The organism is Rathayibacter sp. VKM Ac-2926 (genome assembly GCF_022815565.1).
In the GTDB taxonomy this organism is placed as follows: Bacteria; Actinomycetota; Actinomycetes; order Actinomycetales; family Microbacteriaceae; genus Rathayibacter; species Rathayibacter festucae.
In genome coordinates, this window is the sequence record NZ_JALGRS010000002.1 from 277,562 (window position 1) to 294,452 (window position 16,891).

The following is a 16,891-nucleotide window of genomic DNA, read 5'->3' on the forward strand; positions in this document are numbered from 1 at the left end:
CACGGCACAGGTGCGGATCGGCCGTCCCTATTCCCGGCGTTCCTCCACGCGGCGTTCCGTACACTTGACGCTCGTGGTTGCCGATCAGATCCATCTCGTGCGGCACGGCGAGGTCTTCAACCCCGACCGGGTCCTCTACGGGCGACTCCCGCACTTCCGGCTCTCGGACCTGGGCAACCGGATGGCGCGCTCCGCCGCCGACGACCTGCTCGAGCGCCGCCGCCCCGTCACGGCGCTGTTCGCCTCGCCGCTGCAGCGCACGCAGGAGTCGGCTCAGCCGATCTCGCAGACCTTCGAGCTCGAGATCGTCACCGACGAGCGCCTGATCGAGCCGACCAACCGCTTCGAGGGCAAGCGCGTCGCCGCCCGCAACTCGGCGCTCAAGGACCCGCGCAGCTGGCCGCTGCTCCGCAACCCCTTCGAGCCCAGCTGGGGCGAGCCCTACCTCTCCATCTCGGCGCGGATGTACGCGGCGCTCGAGTCCGCCTGGCAGGGCACGGCCTCCGGCGACGCCGCGCTCGTCAGCCACCAGCTGCCGATCTGGACCACCCACCGCGCGATCGCGGGGGAGAAGCTCTTCCACGATCCGCGCAAGCGCCGCTGCGCGCTGTCGAGCATCACCACCTTCGAGCGCCGGGGCGATCGCTTCGTCGAGGTCGGCTACTCCGACCCGGCGGCCGGCCTCCAGGGTCTCGCGACCGACGTCGGAGCCGTCTGATGCGCCGGACCCGCGCGCTCGGCGTGCTCGTGCTCGTCGGCGCCCTCGCGCTGAGCGGCTGCACCCGCGACAAGCTCGCCGAGGACTACCGGCAAGGCACGAACAACGGCTTCATCTCGGGCGACGGCACGATCAAGGAGGTCCCCGTCGACCAGCGGGGCGAGGCGATCGTGTTCACCGGGACCGACGAGGACGGCGCGACCATCGACTCCGCGGATCTCGCCGGCCGCGTCGTGGTGGTCAACTTCTGGTACGCCAGCTGCGCTCCCTGCCGTGCCGAGGCGGCCGATCTCGAGACGGTCAACACCGAGTTCGCCGACCAGGACGTCTCGTTCGTCGGCGTGAACGTGCGCGACCAGGCGCCGACGGCTGCCGCGTTCTCCGCGAACTACGGACTCACCTACCCCTCGATCGTCGACACCGACTCCTCGGTGCAGCTCGCCTTCACCGGCGAGGTGCCGCCGAACGCGGTGCCCACCACGATCGTCCTCGACAAGGAGGGCCGGGTCGCCTCGCGCATCCTCGGCCAGCTGCAGGAGGCGTCGATCCTCTCGACGCTCGTGGGCGACACGCTCGCGGAGTCGGAGTAGCGCGGTGAGCGAGGTCGTCATCAGCGGCCAGCTCCTCCTCGCGGTGCCGATCGCGCTGCTGGCCGGGCTGGTCTCGTTCGCGTCGCCCTGCGTGCTCCCGCTCGTGCCGGGGTACCTCGCCTACGTCGGCGGCTTCACCGACGCCGGCGAGCGCGCCGCCCGGGGCCGCCGCCGGGTCGTGCTCGGCGTGCTGCTGTTCGTGCTCGGCTTCTCACTGGTCTTCGTGCTCTTCGGCGTCGCCGCCGGCTCGATCGGCTTCTGGCTGCGCGCCTATGCCGACGTCATCACCCGCGTGCTCGGCGTCTTCGTCATTGCGATGGGGCTGGTCTTCATCGGCCAGCTCTCCTTCCTGCAGCGCACCGTCCGGCCCGGCTTCCGCCCGGCGACCGGGCTGATCGGGGCCCCGCTGCTCGGCATCGTCTTCGGCGTCGGCTGGACCCCCTGCCTCGGCCCGACGCTGACCTCGATCCTCGCCCTGAGCTACGGCGCCGGCTCGCCCTGGCGCGGTGCGCTGCTGACGGTCGTCTACTGCCTCGGCCTCGGCATCCCCTTCCTCCTGGTGGCGTTCGGCTTCAGCTGGGTGACCACCACCCTCGCGTTCGTGAAGCGTCACATCCGCGTCATCAACATCGCCGGCGGCGTCGCCCTCGTCCTGATCGGAGTCCTGATGGTCACGGGCCTGTGGAGCACCCTCGTCTACGGAGCACTCTTCGAGGTGATCAATGGCTTCCAGCCCGCGCTCTGAGTCCGACTCGAGCACCGAGTCCGACTCGAGCACCGACGCCTCGGTAGGCGCCGACGCGACCCAGCAGAAGGCGGACGCGTCCTTCCGCCCCGCCGACCACTTCGACTCCGACGGCTCGATCACGCAGCCGACCCTCGGCTTCACCGGCTGGGTCCGCTGGATGTGGCGCCAGCTCACCAGCATGCGCACCGCGCTGTTCCTGCTGCTGCTGCTCGCGATCGCGGCGGTGCCGGGCTCGCTCGTGCCGCAGCGCTCCTCCGACCCCAACGGTGTCACCCAGTACTTCGTCGACAACCCGGACCTCGCGCCGCTGCTCGACAAGGTCCAGGCCTTCGACACCTACACCTCGGCGTGGTTCTCGAGCATCTACCTGCTGCTGTTCGTCTCGCTGATCGGCTGCATCATCCCGCGGACGAAGCACCACTTCGAGGCGATGCGCTCCCGCCCGCCGAAGACGCCGGCCCGCCTGCAGCGTCTGGCCGGCTACACCGTCCGCGAGGTCGAGGGAGCGAGCGAGGAGGAGGCGATCGCCTCCGCGCAGGCCGTCCTGCGCCGGGCGGGCTACCGCACCGAGCGCCACGACGACCCGCGCGGCCGCTGGTCGAGTGTCTCCGCCGAGCGCGGCTACCTCCGCGAGACCGGCAACCTCGTCTTCCACTCCGCCCTGGTCGGCATCCTCGTCGCCGTGGGCATCGGCGGCGGCTTCGGCTACAGCGGCCAGCGCGTGCTGGTCGAGGGCTCGCAGGGCTTCGCGAACAACCTGGCCGGCTACGACTCGTTCAACCCGGGGCGCTTCTTCGACAGCGGCCAGCTCGATCCGTACCAGCTGACCCTCGACTCGCTCGACGTGCAGTACGAGGAGCGGAACCAGAAGGCCCTCGGGCAGCCGGTCGACTTCACCGCGCACGTGACGACCACCCAGCGCGGCGGCGACTCCTCCGACGAGACGATCAAGGTCAACGACCCGCTCGCGATCGGCGGCACCAACGTCTACCTGCTCGGCAACGGCTACGCGCCGACGATCACGGTGCGCGACCCCTCGGGGACGGCGATCTTCACCGACTCCGTGCCGTTCCTGCCGCAGGACGCGAACCTCACTTCGGTGGGCGTCGTCAAGGTGACCGACGGCCTCGCCGAGCAGGTGGGGCTCACCGGCTTCTTCTACCCGACGCAGGACGAGCTGCCCTCGGGAGCATCGACCTCGATCTTCCCGGACCTGCAGTACCCGGTGCTCTCGCTCAACGTGTTCGAGGGCGACCTCGGCCTCGACGGCGGCGTCCCGACCTCGGTCTACGTGCTGAACACCGACTCGCTCACCCGCCTCACCGGCGGGCAGACCGGGGTGCCGTCGATCACGCTCAAGCCGGGCGACTCCGCCGAGCTGCCCAACGGCCTCGGCACGGTCACCTTCGATAACGTCGGAGCCGACACCTCCGTCGTCGGGACGGACAGCGTCAAGCGCTTCGCCTCGTTCGACATCCACCACGACGCGACCCAGGGCTGGGTGCTGCTCTTCGCGATCCTCGTGCTCGCGGGGCTGCTCACCTCGCTGTTCGTGCCGCGGCGCCGGGTGTGGGTGAAGGCGACGAGCGGGGCCGACGGCGGGCTGACGCTCGAGTACGCCGGGCTCGCCCGCGGCGAGGACCCGCAGCTGACGCGAGCGGTCCGGACGATCGCGGACCGGCACGCGCCGCTCGACCAGCCCTGACGACGGCCGGGCCGACGTCGATCTGCTCCGACGCCGGCCGGCCCTGACTCCGGCCGGCCCTGACGCGGTCGGGACCGGACTCCGCGGGGGCCGCGGTCAAGTGATCCAACCTGTGCATGTGTGCAGGGGCGCCTCACGGCGCCGTCGCTTACCCTGGAGGGGTGATCGAGACCCTCTCGCAGTACTCCGTGCTGTGCCTCTACTCCGCCATGGGCATCTACGCCCTGGCCTTCATCTTCTTCGCCATCGACCTGGCCCGGCGCTCGTCGGTCGCCGACGGCGACTCGATCGAGGTCGTCCGCGAGGCCGAGCGGGTCGCCTCCAGCGCCGCCGCCGACCGCGCGGCGAGCGGCAAGGCCACCGTCGCCTCCGGAGCGGCCTCCGCCGGCGGCAACGGGCGCACCGCGACGCTCTCCCGCCTCGGCAGCCGCGTCGAGGACGAGGTGTACAACGCGCCGTCCCGCTCGAAGGCCATGCGGATCGGCTTCTCGCTCACGCTCCTCGCCTTCGTCCTGCAACTCGGCGCCACCGTGCTCCGCGGCATCGCCGCCGGCCGGGTGCCGTGGGCCAACATGTACGAGTTCTCGATCACCGGAACCGTCCTCATCATCGGCGTCTTCCTCGCCGTCCAGCTGCGCTGGGACCTCCGCTTCCTCGGCGCGTTCATCACCGGCCTCGTGCTGGTCCTCCTCGGCGTCGCGACCGTCAACTACTACGTCGACGTCGTCCCGCTGCCGCCGGCACTGCAGTCCTACTGGCTCGTCATCCACGTGCTCGTCGCGATCCTCGGCACCGCCTTCTTCGCGCTCGGCTTCGCGCTCTCCGTCACCCAGCTGCTCCAGTCGCGGAGGGAGACCAGCGGCGAGAGCGCCCCCTCCGTCCTCCGCTTCCTGCGCACCCTGCCCAGCTCGCTGACGCTCGAGAACCTCGCCTACCGCGTCACGATCATCGGCTTCATCCTCTGGACCTTCACCCTCATCGCCGGCGCCGTCTGGGCCGAGAAGGCGTGGGGTCGCTACTGGGGCTGGGACACCAAGGAGGTCTGGACCTTCATCATCTGGACCATCTACGCCGGCTACATCCACGCCCGCGCCACCCGCGGCTGGCGCGGCACCCCCTCCGCCTGGCTCGCGATCATCGGCTTCTCCGCCGTCATGTTCAACTTCGGCGTCGTCAACGTCTTCTTCAAGGGGCTTCACGCCTACTCCGGCCTCGACACCGGCATGTGATCTGCGGGCGCTGGTGGGCGCGCTCGCGGCGTTGTCGTCGCGGTCCGTGGCGCCGCCACGCACCACTCCTCCGCCTTGCGATCACACCCACCAGCACCCGCAGATCGGTGCTGACGGGGGCGGGGCCGTCGCTGCGCGACGAGCCTCATGAGCACGGCCGTCGCTGCGCGACGAGCCTCCGCGGCAGGGCCGTCGCTGCGCGACGAGCACTCGGGAGTACGGCCGTCGCTGCGCGACGAGCACTCGGGAGTACAGCCGTCGCTGCGCGACGAGCCTCGTGAGCACGGCCGTCGCTGCGCGACGAGCCTCCGCGGCAGGGCCGTCGCTCCGCGACGAGCTCCTCCTGGGGACGGCAGCGCCGTTCGCAGAACGGTCGGCGCATTCATGCTGGTCGAGTAGCCCCGCAGGGGCATATCGAGACCCGCTGTTGCCAGGAGGCTGGGTCTGCAGACTCGCGTCCTGGCAGTGGTGGATCTCGAGACGCGCGCGGTGCGCGCTACTCGATCAGCATGGGGTGCGGAGGCGGTCAGGCGCCCGTGATCACGTCGATCAGGTGGGGGGCGAACGGCTCCGCGAGGGAGAGGACGAAGCGGGTGCGGGCGCCCTCGGGGTGCACGTCGCGGTAGAGGCCGCGGAGGTCCGGGAGGGTCTGGCCGCGGCCGGGACCGAAGGAGGTGTCGACCTCGACGGGGACGCGCGGGGCCGAGGTGAGCTCCAGGGCGCCGACGGCGATGGCCGCGGCCATCGGGTCGTGCAGCGCGGCGGTCCGGTCGCCGAAGTGGCCGACGTAGAAGTCGAAGTAGTAGTCGAGCGCGTGCCCGATCGCGGACGCCAGCGGGTCGGCGGAGCGGATCAGGACGTCGCGCTGCTCCTCGTCGAGCAGGTGCTTCATCGTCACGTCCAGCGGGACGAGCGTGAGGTCCCAGTCCGCGGCGACGACCTCGGCGGCCGCGGCCGGGTCGTGCCAGATGTTCGCCTCCGCCACCGCGGTCACATTGCCCGGCGCGAGGCCGGCGCCGCCCATCACGGTGACCGAGTGCAGCAGCGACGGCAGCTCCGGGTGCTTGCGCAGTGCGAGCGCCAGGTTCGTCAGCGGCCCGATCGCGACCAGCCGCAGCTCGCCGCCGTGCTCGCGGGCGAGGCGGAGCAGCAGGTCCGCGGGGTCCTCGTCGACCGGCTCCGCGCCGACGGGCAGCAGCACGCCGCCGATGCCGTTCTCGCCGTGCACGTGCGGGGACCCGCCGGAGTAGGGCTCCTCGAGGAAGTCGTGCGCGCCGATCGCGACCGGGACGTCGGTCCGGCCGGCGAGGGCGAGCAGGCCGAGGCTGTTCACGGCGGCCTGGTGGGCGTCGGTGTTGCCGCTGACGGTGCTGATGCCGACGAGCTCGGCGAGCGGCGAGCGCAGCAGGTAGGCCAGGGCGAGTGAGTCGTCGATGCCGGTGTCGCAGTCGAGGAAGACGGGGACGGTGGGTGCGGTCACGGGACTCCGATGCTCGAAGGGGGAGGGGTGCGGCGGGCATCGGCGGCCGGAGCAGATCCATTCTGGCCCTCCGGCGCCGCCGCCCCGACCGCGGGTAGCCTGAACCGGTGCCCGCCGCCCGGCCGGTGCCCGAGACGAGGAGGGGCCCGTGCCGCGTCCGTCCCTCGTCGCGACCGTCGCCGACGCGCTGCTCGACGAGATCGTCGCCGGCCGCATCCCGATCGGCTCCGAGCTGCCGAGCGAGGGCGAGCTGGCCCTCGCGCACGACGTCAGCCGGGCGACCATGCGCGAGGCGCTCGGCCGCCTCCAGGGCCTCAACGTCATCGACGCGCGCCGGGGCAAGCGCGGCACGGTGAACCCGGTCGCGCGCTGGAGCGACCTGGAGCCGATCCTGCGGGCGACCGCCTCGGGCGTGGACTCCGCCGAGGCGTCGCTGCACCTGATCGAGGTGCGCGAGATGATCGAGACGGGCGCCTCGGCGCTGGCCGCGGTCCGCCGCTCCGACGCCGACCTCGCGCGGCTGGAGGAGGAGCTGGCGCGGATGACCGCCGCTCACGAGGCCGGCGACCTGGCCGCCTTCGTCGCCGCCGACATCGCCTTCCACGACGTGATCCTCGCCGCGACGGGCAACGTCTTCGTCGCCGCCGTCTTCGCGCCGCTCGCGAAGGTCATGCGGGCGAAGCGCGAGCAGACCTCCGCGCTGGTGCAGATCCAGCGGAACGCCCTGGTCAAGCACCGCGCGGTGCTCGAGGCGATCCGCGCTGCTGACGCCGATGCCTCCCGCGTGGCGATGGCCGACCACATCGCCCAGACGGCCGAGGATCTGCGGCGCTACGTGCTCTCCGGCCCCACGTCCGACGGCCCTGCCTCCTCCGGTCCCGACACCGACTCCGCGAGGGCGGCCCGCGCGTAGCCGAGTGCGGCGACGACGAGCGGCCGCCAGCGCTCCAGCGCCGCGGTGTCGAGAGACTCGCGCGGCACGCTCACCCACTCGCGCAGGGTCCGCCTGCCCATCACGACCGGGTCGGCGTCGCCGCGCTCGACCAGCTCGAACGTGTCCGGCCGCGTCAGCTTCACGATCAGCCGGTCGCCCGCGCCGAGGAAGCAGACGATCCGCCCGCGGTGCCGGATCGCGGGGGAGCCGAACATCGTCGCGAGGTCGACGTCGTCGAGCGCGGCGTGCTCGATGAGGTCCTCGAGCAGCTGCCGCCGGGCGGGGAGGGGGCTCGTCATGCCCGGAGGCTACTCGCGCAGGCACGCCCACTGCACGGCGATCATGCTGGTCGAGTAGCCCCGGAGGGGCGTGTCGAGCCCCGCCCTCCGCCAGCAGTGTGGTCTGCAGACCGGCGTGCCGACGGTGGTGGATCTCGATACGCCCGCTGCGCCGGCTACTCGATCAGCATGGGTGGGCGCGCTGCGTAGGCCGCTCAACCTGCTGCCGTGCGCTCTTCCTTCGAGGCGCGGGGTACTTGTAAGATATCTGATACCCCAGGACGAAGGAGTACCGGTGATCTCGGAGACGACGCTGCTGCAGCAGTACCCCGCGCAGGTGCCGGTCGAGGCCGCCGCCGTCGCCGCCACGCGGACGGAGCGCACGCCGGTGCTGGTCGTCCTGGACGACGACCCGACCGGCACGCAGTCCGTCGCCGACCTGCCGGTGCTGACCAGCTGGGCGGCGGAGGACCTCCGCTGGGCGCTCGCCACCGGCGCGCCCGCCGTCTACGTCCTCAGCAACACCCGGAGCCTCGCGCCCGAGGACGCCGCCGAGCGCAACCGCGAGATCGTCGCGAGCGCGCTGGCCGCCGCCCGCTCCCTCGACGTGCCGGTCGCCTTCGTCAGCCGCGGCGACTCGACGTTGCGCGGCCACTTCCCGCTCGAGACCGACACCATCACCGCCGCCCTCGACGGCGCGGTCGACGCCGTCCTCCTTGTGCCCGCCTTCCCCGATGCCGGCCGGGTGACGATCGGCGGTGTCCACTACATGCGCGGCGCGGAGGGGCTCCAGCCGGTCGCCGAGACGGAGTTCGCCCGCGACTCGACCTTCGGCTACGCGCACTCCGACCTGCGCGAGTGGGTGGCGGAGAAGACGGAGGGCCGCTGGCCGACCGACCGGGTCCTCGCACTCGGCCTCGACACGATCCGCGCGGGCGCCGCCGCGATCGCGGCCGTGCTCGCTCCGCTGCGCGGCGGCGTGCCGGTAGTCGTCGACGCCGTCACCGAGGACGACCTGCGGCTGCTGGCCCTCGGGCTCGCGCAGGCGGAGGAGGCGGGCCTCCGCGTGCTCTACCGGGTCGGCCCGCCGTTCGTCCGGGCGCGCATCGGCCAGGCGGTGCACCCGCCGCTCACCGCGGACGAGGTCTTCCCGAGCGGATCCGACGCGGCCGATCGGTCCCGCGGCGGCCTCGTCGTCGTCGGCTCGCACGTCGGACTCACCTCGCGTCAGCTCGAGCGGCTCGCGGCGACCGGCTCGCTCCGCGCGACCCTCGAGCTCGACGTCGACCGCGCCGTCGACCCCGACCGCGCCCCCGCGCATCTCGCCGAGCTCGTCGACGAGGCGGTCGCGGCGCTCGCGGAGGGCGACGTCGCCGTGCACACCAGCCGCTCGCTCCGCCGCACCGACGACCCGCAGGAGAGCCTCGACCTCTCCCGGCGCGTCTCAGCTGCGGTCGTCGCCGTGGTGCAGGGCGTGCTCGCCCGCGTCCGCCCGCGCTTCGTCATCGCGAAGGGCGGCATCACCTCGAGCGACGTCGCGTCGAAGGGCCTCGGCATTCGGCGCGCCGTCGTGCGAGGCCCGATGCTGCCCGGCCTGGTCTCGCTCTGGGAGCCCGTCGCGGGCCCCGCGACGGGCATCCCCTACATCGTCTTTGCCGGCAACGTCGGCGACGACGAGTCGCTGGCGCAGGTCGCCGCGACGCTCCGCGCTCCCGCGCTCTGACCGCGCATCCGCATCCGCCCCGATCCCCTGGAGGACCCCGTGACCACGCCCGACACCACTCCCACTCCCGGCTCGGACTACACCGTCGCCGTCCTCGGCCTCGGCGCGATGGGCCTGCCGATGGCCACCCGCCTGGCCGGCTCGCTGACCGTGCACGGCTTCGACATCGCCGAGCCGCGCCTCGCGCTGGCCCGCGAGGCCGGGATCACCCCCTTCGGCTCGGCCCGCGAGGCGGTGGCCGGCGCCGACGCGACGCTGCTCGCCGTCCGCAACGGGGCTCAGCTGCGCGAGGTGCTCTTCGGCGGCGCCGACTCCGAGGGGATCGCGACCGCGCTGCGTGCCGGCTCCGTCGTGATCATGACCAGCACGGTCGGCATCACCGAGGTGACCGAGGTGGCGGCGGCGCTCGCCGAGCACGGGGTCGACCTGGTCGACGCCCCGCTCAGCGGCGGACCGGTGCGCGCGGGGGAGGGCGACCTGCTGATCGTCGTCGGCGCGACCCCCGCCGCCCGCGAGCAGGCGCGCCCCGTGCTCGACCTGCTCGCCTCGACCCTCAGCGTCATCGGCGACCGCCCGGGGGACGGCCAGGCCTTCAAGACCGTCAACCAGCTGCTCTGCGGTGTGCACATCGCCGCCGGGGCGGAGGCGCTCGCGCTGGCCGCGAAGCTCGGCCTCGACCCGGCGGCCACGCTCGAGACGCTCTCCGCCGGCGCCGCCGGCTCGTTCATGCTCGGCAACCGCGGGCCGCGGATGCTGCAGGCCGGCGACGAGGGCGGGGCCGAGGTGCTGAGCCGCCTCGACATCTTCGTCAAGGACCTCGGCATCGTCACCACGGCCGCGCGCGGCGCGGGTCTCGCCACCCCGGTCGCCGCGGCGGCCGAGCAGCTCTTCCTGCTCGGCGCGGCCCAGGGACTCGCGGCGGCGGACGACTCCGCGATCATCTCGGTGCTCGCGCCGCCCGACTGATCGGGCCCAGGCAGCCTCAGCGGCTCAGAGCAGCGCCCACGTCTCGCGGAGGCGGTCACGCCACCAGGCCAGCCGCTCCGGGGAGACTGCGTGGCGCAGCAGCAGCGTCTCCGACACCTCGACCCGCTCCACCGGGATCGCACCGTCGACGGGTCGCAGCGGCCGCTCGGCCACGTCGGCGGCGAGCAGCGAGGCCGTGCCGAGCCCGCAGTCGTAGGGCAGCTGGGGCAGCGCCGCGGCGAGCGCCGCTCCCATCGCCAGCCCGACCGAGCTGTCGAGGGCGCTGGAGACCACCGCGGGCAGCCCCGCCTCGGCGACGAGGTCGAGCGCCCGCCGCACGCCGCCGAGCGGCTGGGCCTTGACCACGAGCAGGTCGGCGGCGCCGGCGCGGGCGACGGCGAGCGGATCCGCGGCCTTGCGCACGCTCTCGTCGGCGGCGACCGGGATGCCCATCCACTTCACCCGGCGGCGCAGATCGGCGAGCTCGTCGACGCTCGCGCACGGCTGCTCGACGTACTCGAGGTCGGCGGAGGCGAGCGCGTGCACCGCGTGCTCCGCCTCATCGACGTTCCAGCCGCCGTTCGCGTCCACGCGGATGCGCCCCTCCGGACCGAGCACCCGGCGCACCTCGGCGACCCGCGCCACGTCGTCGGCCAGTGTCTGCCCGCGCTCCGCGACCTTCACCTTGGCGGTGCGGCAGCCGTGGTAGCTCGCGAGGATCGCGGCGACCTCGCCGGCGTCCACCGCGGGCACGGTCGCGTTCACCGGGATGCGGTCGCGCAGCGGCGCGGGCTGCTCGCTCCAGCCGTAGTCGAGGGCGGCGCGCAGCCAGGCGGCCGACTCCGCGGGCCCGTACTCGAGGAACGGCGAGAACTCGGTCCAGCCCTCCGGCCCGCGGACCAGGGCGATCTCGCGGTGGTCGACCCCGCGGAAGCGCGTGCGCAGCGGCAGCGCGACGACGCGCAGTCCGGCGTCGACCTCCTCGAGGGTGGGCAGAGCGGCGGGGAGGGGAGCGGGCACGACATCGTCCATCCCGCCATCATCCTCCGCCGGGCGGACCGGCCGGGACGGGCGGCGCTCAGCCCGCGTCGTCGAAGACCGCGGGCAGTCCGCCCTCGCCGCCCGCGCTGCTGAGCACGAGGCCGGTCGCGGCGTCGATCGTGTAGACCAGGTGGTCGAGTGTCAGCGGAACCGTCGTGTACGGCGCCGGGATGTCGCCCGTGTAGCCGACGAGCCAGAGTCCGTCGGCGGGGGAGAGCCCGGGCGGTGCGGCGATCTCCTCGCCCGCGGCTCGCAGCGAGCCGCTCTCGCCGTAGACGGACTCGGCGCTGACCCGGACGGCGCGCTCGCTGCCCGCGTCGACGCCCGGTCCCTCGAGCGGGCGCACCACGGCGATGGCGGCCTCGGCGGAGTCGATCGGCGTGCCCGTCGGGGCGGCCGGGGAATCGGCGGCCGGCGTGCTCCAGATCTCGACCCCCTCGGCGATCGGCATTCCCGCGGGCGTCTCGGCATTCGGACCGGACCCGGCCGCGGCGCCCGCCTGCGGAGTCGTCTCCGCGACGGCGACCGTCTGCACCGTGGCCTCCGCCTCCCGAGCGCCTCCCGCTCCCGCGACCGACGCGAGCGCCGTCATCGCTCCCACGGCGATCACGCCGACCACCACTCCGAAGCCCGCTTCGATCCGGTTCACGACGCCTCCCACCGCGGTCGGTCGTCTCCGGCGCGCGGGGCCAGAGTGGCACACCGAGCGCCGCCTGCCCAGGGGGCATCGGCGCGACGGCGTGCCACCCGCCCCGTGCGAGACTGGCGTCGACGACGCTCGACCCCGGAGGGACGCGATGAGCCAGGTACCCGTGAGCCCGCCCCCGATGCCCCCCGCCACCCCGCCCGGCCTCCCCGGAGCGCCCCGGCCGCTCGGCACCGGCGGCTGGATCGCCCTGGGCGCGAGCATCGTCGTCGGCGTCGTCTATACCGGCGTGCTCGGCACGCTGCTCGCTCTCGGCATCGGCACCGCGATCGACGCGACCGCCGACGCCCTGCCGACCGCGGCGCCCGGCTTCACCGACGAGCCGTTCGGCGAGGCGACCGAGGGCCCGGACGCCGGCGACCCGGCCGACCCGCTCTACGACTACCCCGGCTATCAGGACGGCGACGCCGCCTTCGTGCTCGCGCAGCCCTCGGCCGAGGCCGCGATCGCGCAGTCCGAGGCGGCCGTCGCGGCGATCGAGTCGACCGTCCTCGACGGCTGGACCTCGGCCGACGACGAGTACTACGAGCGCTCGGAGAACGGCTACGGCGGCCCGTCGCTCCTCTACGACTACATCTCGGCCACGAGCTACGCCGACGCCGACCTCGGCTCCGACGCCGCCAAGCAGGCAGTCGTCGACGTGTTCACCGCCGCGGTCGCGCCGCTCGGCTTCGACGCCGTCGACGTCGCCGACACCCCGGCCGAGTGGTCCGAGGTCGGCTACGAGTACGAGGGTGATCTGAGCGACGAGGAGGCGGGCGCCGCGCTCTGGGTCGTCACCGCCTACTCCACGGTGGAGGACGTGCCCGCGATCGAGATCGGCCTCGTCGATCTCGGTGCGGACAGCACCGGAGAGGTCGAGCGGATGCTCGACGACGTCGGTCTGACGCCGCCGGACAGCGGCGCGTTCCTCGCCGGCTACGCCAACGCGATCCTCGAGGAGGGCGACCGCGCCGAGTTCACGGAGCGGATGCAGGCCTACGGCGGAGTCGCCGCCACCTGAGCCTCCGGTACCGGCAACCGGATGACCTCGCAAGCCCGAGCCGACGACCCGCGCGCCGCCTAGCGTGAGGGCATGGCCCAACCCCGAGCGACCAGACCCCTGCGCGACTACGCGGCGATCGGCGACGGGAGGACGGTCGCGCTGATCGCGAGCGACGGCAGCGTGGACTGGCTGCCGGTCCCCGACCTCGGCTCGACCCCCGCCTTCGCCGCGCTGATCGATGCGAAGACCGGCGGCTGCATCGAGCTCTCCCCGGAGGAGCCCGCGGAGACGACCCGCCGCTACCTGGGCGACACGAACGTGCTCGAGACCACCTTCACCACCGAGTCCGGCACCGTGACGGTGACCGACGCGCTCGTGACGGGCATCGCCGGGCGGCTCCCGTGGGCCGAGCTGGCGCGCCGGGTCGAGTGCACCGACGGCGAGGTCCGGATGCGCTGGGTCGTCCGCCCCGGCACCGGTCTCGGCACCTTCTCCCCGTGGATCCAGAACGCGGACGGCCGCTCGCTGATCCGGGCCGGTGACATCACGATCGGCGTCACCGGGAAGGACCACGGACCGGTCGACGAGTCGGCGCCCTCCGGCGCCGGCGACGAGCTGGCGGGCGGCTTCGTCGCGACCGCGGGCGGCGAGCGCCACGTCCTGGTCGTCTCGGCGACGCACGACGAGCCCCTGCACTTCCCGGTCGCGGTGAACGTCGACCGCGGGATCGACCGCACGCTCGCCAGCTGGCAGTCCTGGTCGGACGAGTTCTCCTACGACGGGCCCTGGGCCGGAGCGGTGCAGCGCAGCGCGCTCGCGCTGAAGCTGCTGATCTACTCGCCCACCGGCGCGATCGCGGCGGCCGCCACCACCTCGCTCCCGGAGTCGCCCAACGGCGGCAAGAACTGGGACTACCGCTTCGCCTGGGTGCGCGACGCCGCGTACACGGCGCACGCGCTGGTGCGCTTCGGCCTGCGCGAGGAGACGCACGCGGCGCTCTCCTGGCTCCTGCGCACGATCAAGGAGCACGGCCCGGATCTGCACATCTTCTACGGCCTCGACGGCTCGCTGCCGACCGAGCAGACCGAGTACGACGTCCCCGGCTACGCGGGCATCGGCCCGGTCCTCGCCGGCAACGGCGCGCAGAGCCAGCTCCAGCTCGGCGTCTTCGGCGACCTCTTCGACATCTGCCGCATCTACGTCGACGAGGGCAACGTCCTCGACATCGAGACCGGCCGGCTGCTCGCGCGGATCGCGGACACCACCTGCGACCTCTGGCGCAACCGCGACGCCGGGATGTGGGAGCTCGAGGAGGAGCAGCACTACACCTCCTCGAAGATGGGCTGCTGGCAGGCGCTCGACGCCGCCGTGCACCTCGCCGAGCTCGGCCAGGTGGCGGGCAGCCCCGACCGCTGGCGCTTCGAGCGCGACCGCATCCGCGACTGGATCGAGGAGAACTGCTGGTCCGAGGAGCTCGGCTCCTACGTGATGTACCCGGGCACCGAGGAGCTGGACGCCTCCGTCCTGCTGCACGCGCCGAGCGGCTACGAGCGCGGCGAGCGGATGGTCTCGACCATCGACGCGCTGGTGAAGGAGCTGGGCCGCGGCGCTCTGCTGTTCCGCTACTCCGGCATGGAGGCCGAGGAGCACCCGTTCGTCGCCTGCTCGTTCTGGCTCGCCGGTGCGCTCGCCTGCGTCGGCCGGCACGACGAGGCGATCGCGCTGATGGACGAGCTGGTCGAGACGGTGCCGAACGACGTCGGCATCATGTCCGAGATGGTGGCCGTCGACGACCTCGCCTTCTGGGGCAACCTGCCGCAGGGCCTCAGCCACCTCGCGCTGATCAACGCCGCGATCACGATCGAGGAGCTGGCGCCGGAGAAGGTCGGCGAGCGCTGACGGCATCCTCCGGGCCCCCGACGATCGGCGCGGCGCACCGCTAGACCCGGCGACGGGTTCGCGCAACCCGGTTGAGGGGCTCCCGCCGCGGCGCGTAGACCGGACTCATCACCCCGGACCGTCCTGCGCGGCGTGCCCGGGAGCGGCAGGAAGGAAGAGCAGATGGATCTCGGCATCTCCGGGCGCACCGCCCTCGTCACCGGCGGCGACTCCGGCATCGGCTGGCACACCGCCCAGCTCCTGCTCGCGGAGGGCGTCACCGTCGTCCTGAGCGACAAGGACCAGGGGAAGCTCGACGAGGCGGCCGCCCGCCTCGGCGCCGCGGACGGGACGCTGCACGCCTTCGCCGCCGACGTCACCAGCGTCTCCGAGCTCGCCGCCCTGCACGAGCGCACGGCCGAGGCCGTCGGCGAGATCGACATCCTCGTGCAGTGCGCGGGCGTCACCGGCGCCCAGGGCCTCTTCCACGAGATCGACGACGAGGGCTGGACCAGCACGCTCGAGACCGACCTGCTCGGCCCCGTCCGGCTCGTCCGCGAATTCCTGCCCGACCTGCGCTCCGGCGGCTGGGGCCGCCTCGTGCTCACCGCCTCCGAGGACGCGGTGCAGCCCTACGACGACGAGCTGCCCTACTGCGCGGCGAAGGCCGGCGTGCTGGCGCTCGCCAAGGGCCTCTCCCGCTCCTACGCCCTCGAGGGCCTGCTCGTGAACGCCGTGTCGCCGGCCTTCATCCACACGCCGATGACCGACGCGATGATGGACAAGCGCGCCGACGAGAACGGCACCTCGAAGGAGGAGGCCATCTCGTCCTTCCTCGACGAGGAGCGGCCCTACCTGGAGCTGAAGCGACGGGGCCGTCCGGAGGAGGTCGCCGCGGTCATCGCGTTCCTCTGCTCGGAGCGCGCCTCGTTCGTCAACGGCTCGAACTACCGCGTCGACTCGGGCTCGGTCGCGACGATCTAGCCCCGGGCACCCGGCCCCGCAGTCCCGGCGCCGTCCAGGTCGCGCACCCCGCGCGTCCGGGCGACGTCCAGCCGAAAGAGTCACAATCGAAGTCGGGTTTTCCGCATCCCGGCACTGTCAGAGAAAGGAACGGTCCATGACCACCACCCTCGAACGCCACGTCGAAGCCCCCGCGGGCTCCGGAGCGAAGACCAGCCGCCGCCAGAACGCCGAGAAGGGCTTCAAGGCCTCCAAGGAGCTGCTCGACAGCCTCCAGATCGTCCTCGTCGACCTGATCGAGCTGCACGTCCAGGGCAAGCAGGCGCACTGGAACGTCGTCGGCAAGAACTTCCGCGACCTCCACCTCCAGCTCGACGAGATCATCGAGGCCGCGCGCGAGTTCAGCGACGACATCGCCGAGCGCATGCGCGCGCTGCACGGCATCCCGGACGGCCGCAGCGACACCGTCGCGGCGACCACGACGCTCCCGGAGTACCCGCACGGCGAGATCGACACCGCCGAGACCGTCGACCTCATCACCGTCCGCCTCGAGAACACCGCCGCCACCATGCGCGAGGTGCACGACCAGGTGGACGACGAGGACCCGACGAGCGCCGACCTCCTGCACGCGATCATCCAGAGCCTCGAGCAGTACGCCTGGATGGTGTCGGCCGAGAACCGCACCACCTCCGCCGCGAAGTAGCACCACCGCACCACCCGTCGAGGGACCCCGCCTGCGCGGGGTCCCTCTTCGCGTCCCCGGGGTCCGCGCCGACGGAGGAGCCCGCGGAGCGGGCGCGATCTCTGCCGATCGAGCAGCCCGCCTAGCGGGCGTACTTCATGCTGATCGAGCAGCCGGCGCAGCGGGCGCACTTCATGCTGATCGAGTAGCCCGCGCAGCGGGCGTATCGAGATCCCCGCCATCCGCAGTCCTGGTGCCGTCGGTC

16 protein-coding genes are annotated in these 16,891 nt (G+C 73.0%); 12 read left to right on the plus strand and 4 right to left on the minus strand.

Features of this window, described 5'->3' with window-relative positions:
• The first annotated feature begins 73 nt into the window (after positions 1 to 73).
• The 5 genes from MT351_RS03775 to ccsB all read left to right on the plus strand — a co-directional run bounded on the left by MT351_RS03775 (position 74) and on the right by ccsB (position 4,990).
• Positions 74 to 718: a histidine phosphatase family protein gene (locus tag MT351_RS03775; protein ID WP_243581303.1), complete on the plus strand. Its 645-nt coding sequence runs from the start codon at positions 74 to 76 to the stop codon at positions 716 to 718.
• The gene (locus MT351_RS03780; RefSeq protein WP_132437524.1) at positions 718 to 1,308 is read left to right on the plus strand and encodes a TlpA disulfide reductase family protein; all 591 of its coding nucleotides are present in this window, start codon (positions 718 to 720) and stop codon (positions 1,306 to 1,308) included. Before MT351_RS03775 ends, MT351_RS03780 begins: the two co-directional genes overlap by 1 nt.
• Positions 1,309 to 1,312: 4 nt before the next feature.
• Positions 1,313 to 2,053 carry a cytochrome c biogenesis protein CcdA gene (locus MT351_RS03785; RefSeq protein WP_243581304.1) on the plus strand — a complete coding sequence of 247 codons (741 nt, stop codon included), beginning with the start codon at positions 1,313 to 1,315 and terminating at the stop codon, positions 2,051 to 2,053.
• Entirely contained in the window at positions 2,031 to 3,761 is a 1,731-nt protein-coding gene (locus MT351_RS03790) for a cytochrome c biogenesis protein ResB (protein WP_243581305.1), read from the plus strand. Before MT351_RS03785 ends, MT351_RS03790 begins: the two co-directional genes overlap by 23 nt.
• 161 nt (positions 3,762 to 3,922) lie before the next feature.
• The gene (ccsB, locus tag MT351_RS03795; protein ID WP_374204737.1) at positions 3,923 to 4,990 is read left to right on the plus strand and encodes a c-type cytochrome biogenesis protein CcsB; all 1,068 of its coding nucleotides are present in this window, start codon (positions 3,923 to 3,925) and stop codon (positions 4,988 to 4,990) included.
• 526 nt (positions 4,991 to 5,516) lie between these two features.
• On the opposite strand, the gene MT351_RS03800 is transcribed toward ccsB, so the two are convergent.
• The gene (locus MT351_RS03800) at positions 5,517 to 6,470 is read right to left on the minus strand and encodes a nucleoside hydrolase (RefSeq protein WP_243581306.1); all 954 of its coding nucleotides are present in this window, start codon (positions 6,468 to 6,470) and stop codon (positions 5,517 to 5,519) included.
• Between the two features lie 148 nt (positions 6,471 to 6,618).
• Here MT351_RS03800 and MT351_RS20220 point away from each other — a divergent pair, with 148 nt between their 5' ends.
• Positions 6,619 to 7,383 (plus strand): FadR/GntR family transcriptional regulator, encoded by a 765-nt coding sequence (locus MT351_RS20220; protein ID WP_243581307.1) that lies wholly within the window; start codon positions 6,619 to 6,621, stop codon positions 7,381 to 7,383.
• Here MT351_RS20220 and MT351_RS03810 read toward each other — a convergent pair.
• Entirely contained in the window at positions 7,302 to 7,703 is a 402-nt protein-coding gene (locus tag MT351_RS03810; protein ID WP_243581308.1) for a hypothetical protein, read from the minus strand. The genes MT351_RS20220 and MT351_RS03810 overlap by 82 nt on opposite strands.
• A 274-nt stretch (positions 7,704 to 7,977) precedes the next feature.
• Here MT351_RS03810 and MT351_RS03815 point away from each other — a divergent pair, with 274 nt between their 5' ends.
• On the plus strand, positions 7,978 to 9,405 hold the full coding sequence (locus MT351_RS03815; protein WP_243581309.1) for a four-carbon acid sugar kinase family protein: 1,428 nt from the start codon (positions 7,978 to 7,980) through the stop codon (positions 9,403 to 9,405).
• Between the two features lie 39 nt (positions 9,406 to 9,444).
• Positions 9,445 to 10,371 (plus strand): NAD(P)-dependent oxidoreductase, encoded by a 927-nt coding sequence (locus MT351_RS03820; protein WP_308197708.1) that lies wholly within the window; start codon positions 9,445 to 9,447, stop codon positions 10,369 to 10,371.
• Between the two features lie 24 nt (positions 10,372 to 10,395).
• Here the strand turns inward: MT351_RS03820 and MT351_RS03825 are convergent, their stop codons facing one another.
• Together MT351_RS03825 and MT351_RS03830 are read right to left on the minus strand one after the other, a co-directional pair.
• Positions 10,396 to 11,403, minus strand: coding sequence for an o-succinylbenzoate synthase (locus MT351_RS03825; RefSeq protein ID WP_243581310.1), 1,008 nt, complete (start codon positions 11,401 to 11,403; stop codon positions 10,396 to 10,398).
• A gap of 46 nt (positions 11,404 to 11,449) precedes the next feature.
• The gene (locus tag MT351_RS03830) at positions 11,450 to 12,061 is read right to left on the minus strand and encodes a hypothetical protein (protein ID WP_243581311.1); all 612 of its coding nucleotides are present in this window, start codon (positions 12,059 to 12,061) and stop codon (positions 11,450 to 11,452) included.
• 178 nt (positions 12,062 to 12,239) lie between these two features.
• Here MT351_RS03830 and MT351_RS03835 point away from each other — a divergent pair, with 178 nt between their 5' ends.
• The 4 genes from MT351_RS03835 to MT351_RS03850 all read left to right on the plus strand — a co-directional run bounded on the left by MT351_RS03835 (position 12,240) and on the right by MT351_RS03850 (position 16,647).
• Positions 12,240 to 13,121 carry a hypothetical protein gene (locus tag MT351_RS03835; protein ID WP_243581312.1) on the plus strand — a complete coding sequence of 294 codons (882 nt, stop codon included), beginning with the start codon at positions 12,240 to 12,242 and terminating at the stop codon, positions 13,119 to 13,121.
• A gap of 72 nt (positions 13,122 to 13,193) precedes the next feature.
• Positions 13,194 to 15,002 (plus strand): glycoside hydrolase family 15 protein, encoded by a 1,809-nt coding sequence (locus tag MT351_RS03840; RefSeq protein WP_243581313.1) that lies wholly within the window; start codon positions 13,194 to 13,196, stop codon positions 15,000 to 15,002.
• Positions 15,003 to 15,164: 162 nt separating this feature from the next.
• Positions 15,165 to 15,965, plus strand: coding sequence for an SDR family NAD(P)-dependent oxidoreductase (locus tag MT351_RS03845; RefSeq protein ID WP_123446595.1), 801 nt, complete (start codon positions 15,165 to 15,167; stop codon positions 15,963 to 15,965).
• Between the two features lie 136 nt (positions 15,966 to 16,101).
• Positions 16,102 to 16,647, plus strand: coding sequence for a Dps family protein (locus MT351_RS03850; protein WP_123732843.1), 546 nt, complete (start codon positions 16,102 to 16,104; stop codon positions 16,645 to 16,647).
• Positions 16,648 to 16,891 lie beyond the last annotated feature (244 nt).

What these genes read in the sequence shown, in the direction of transcription:
- MT351_RS03780 (WP_132437524.1), top strand. Translation starts at nt 718, where the DNA reads ATGCGCCGGACCCGCGCGCTCGGCGTGCTCGTGCTCGTCGGCGCCCTC.
- MT351_RS03790 (WP_243581305.1), top strand. Translation starts at nt 2,031, where the DNA reads ATGGCTTCCAGCCCGCGCTCTGAGTCCGACTCGAGCACCGAGTCCGAC.
- MT351_RS03810 (WP_243581308.1), bottom strand. Translation starts at nt 7,703, where the DNA reads ATGACGAGCCCCCTCCCCGCCCGGCGGCAGCTGCTCGAGGACCTCATC.
- MT351_RS03825 (WP_243581310.1), bottom strand. Translation starts at nt 11,403, where the DNA reads ATGGACGATGTCGTGCCCGCTCCCCTCCCCGCCGCTCTGCCCACCCTC.
- MT351_RS03835 (WP_243581312.1), top strand. Translation starts at nt 12,240, where the DNA reads ATGCCCCCCGCCACCCCGCCCGGCCTCCCCGGAGCGCCCCGGCCGCTC.
- MT351_RS03840 (WP_243581313.1), top strand. Translation starts at nt 13,194, where the DNA reads ATGGCCCAACCCCGAGCGACCAGACCCCTGCGCGACTACGCGGCGATC.
- MT351_RS03845 (WP_123446595.1), top strand. Translation starts at nt 15,165, where the DNA reads ATGGATCTCGGCATCTCCGGGCGCACCGCCCTCGTCACCGGCGGCGAC.
- MT351_RS03850 (WP_123732843.1), top strand. Translation starts at nt 16,102, where the DNA reads ATGACCACCACCCTCGAACGCCACGTCGAAGCCCCCGCGGGCTCCGGA.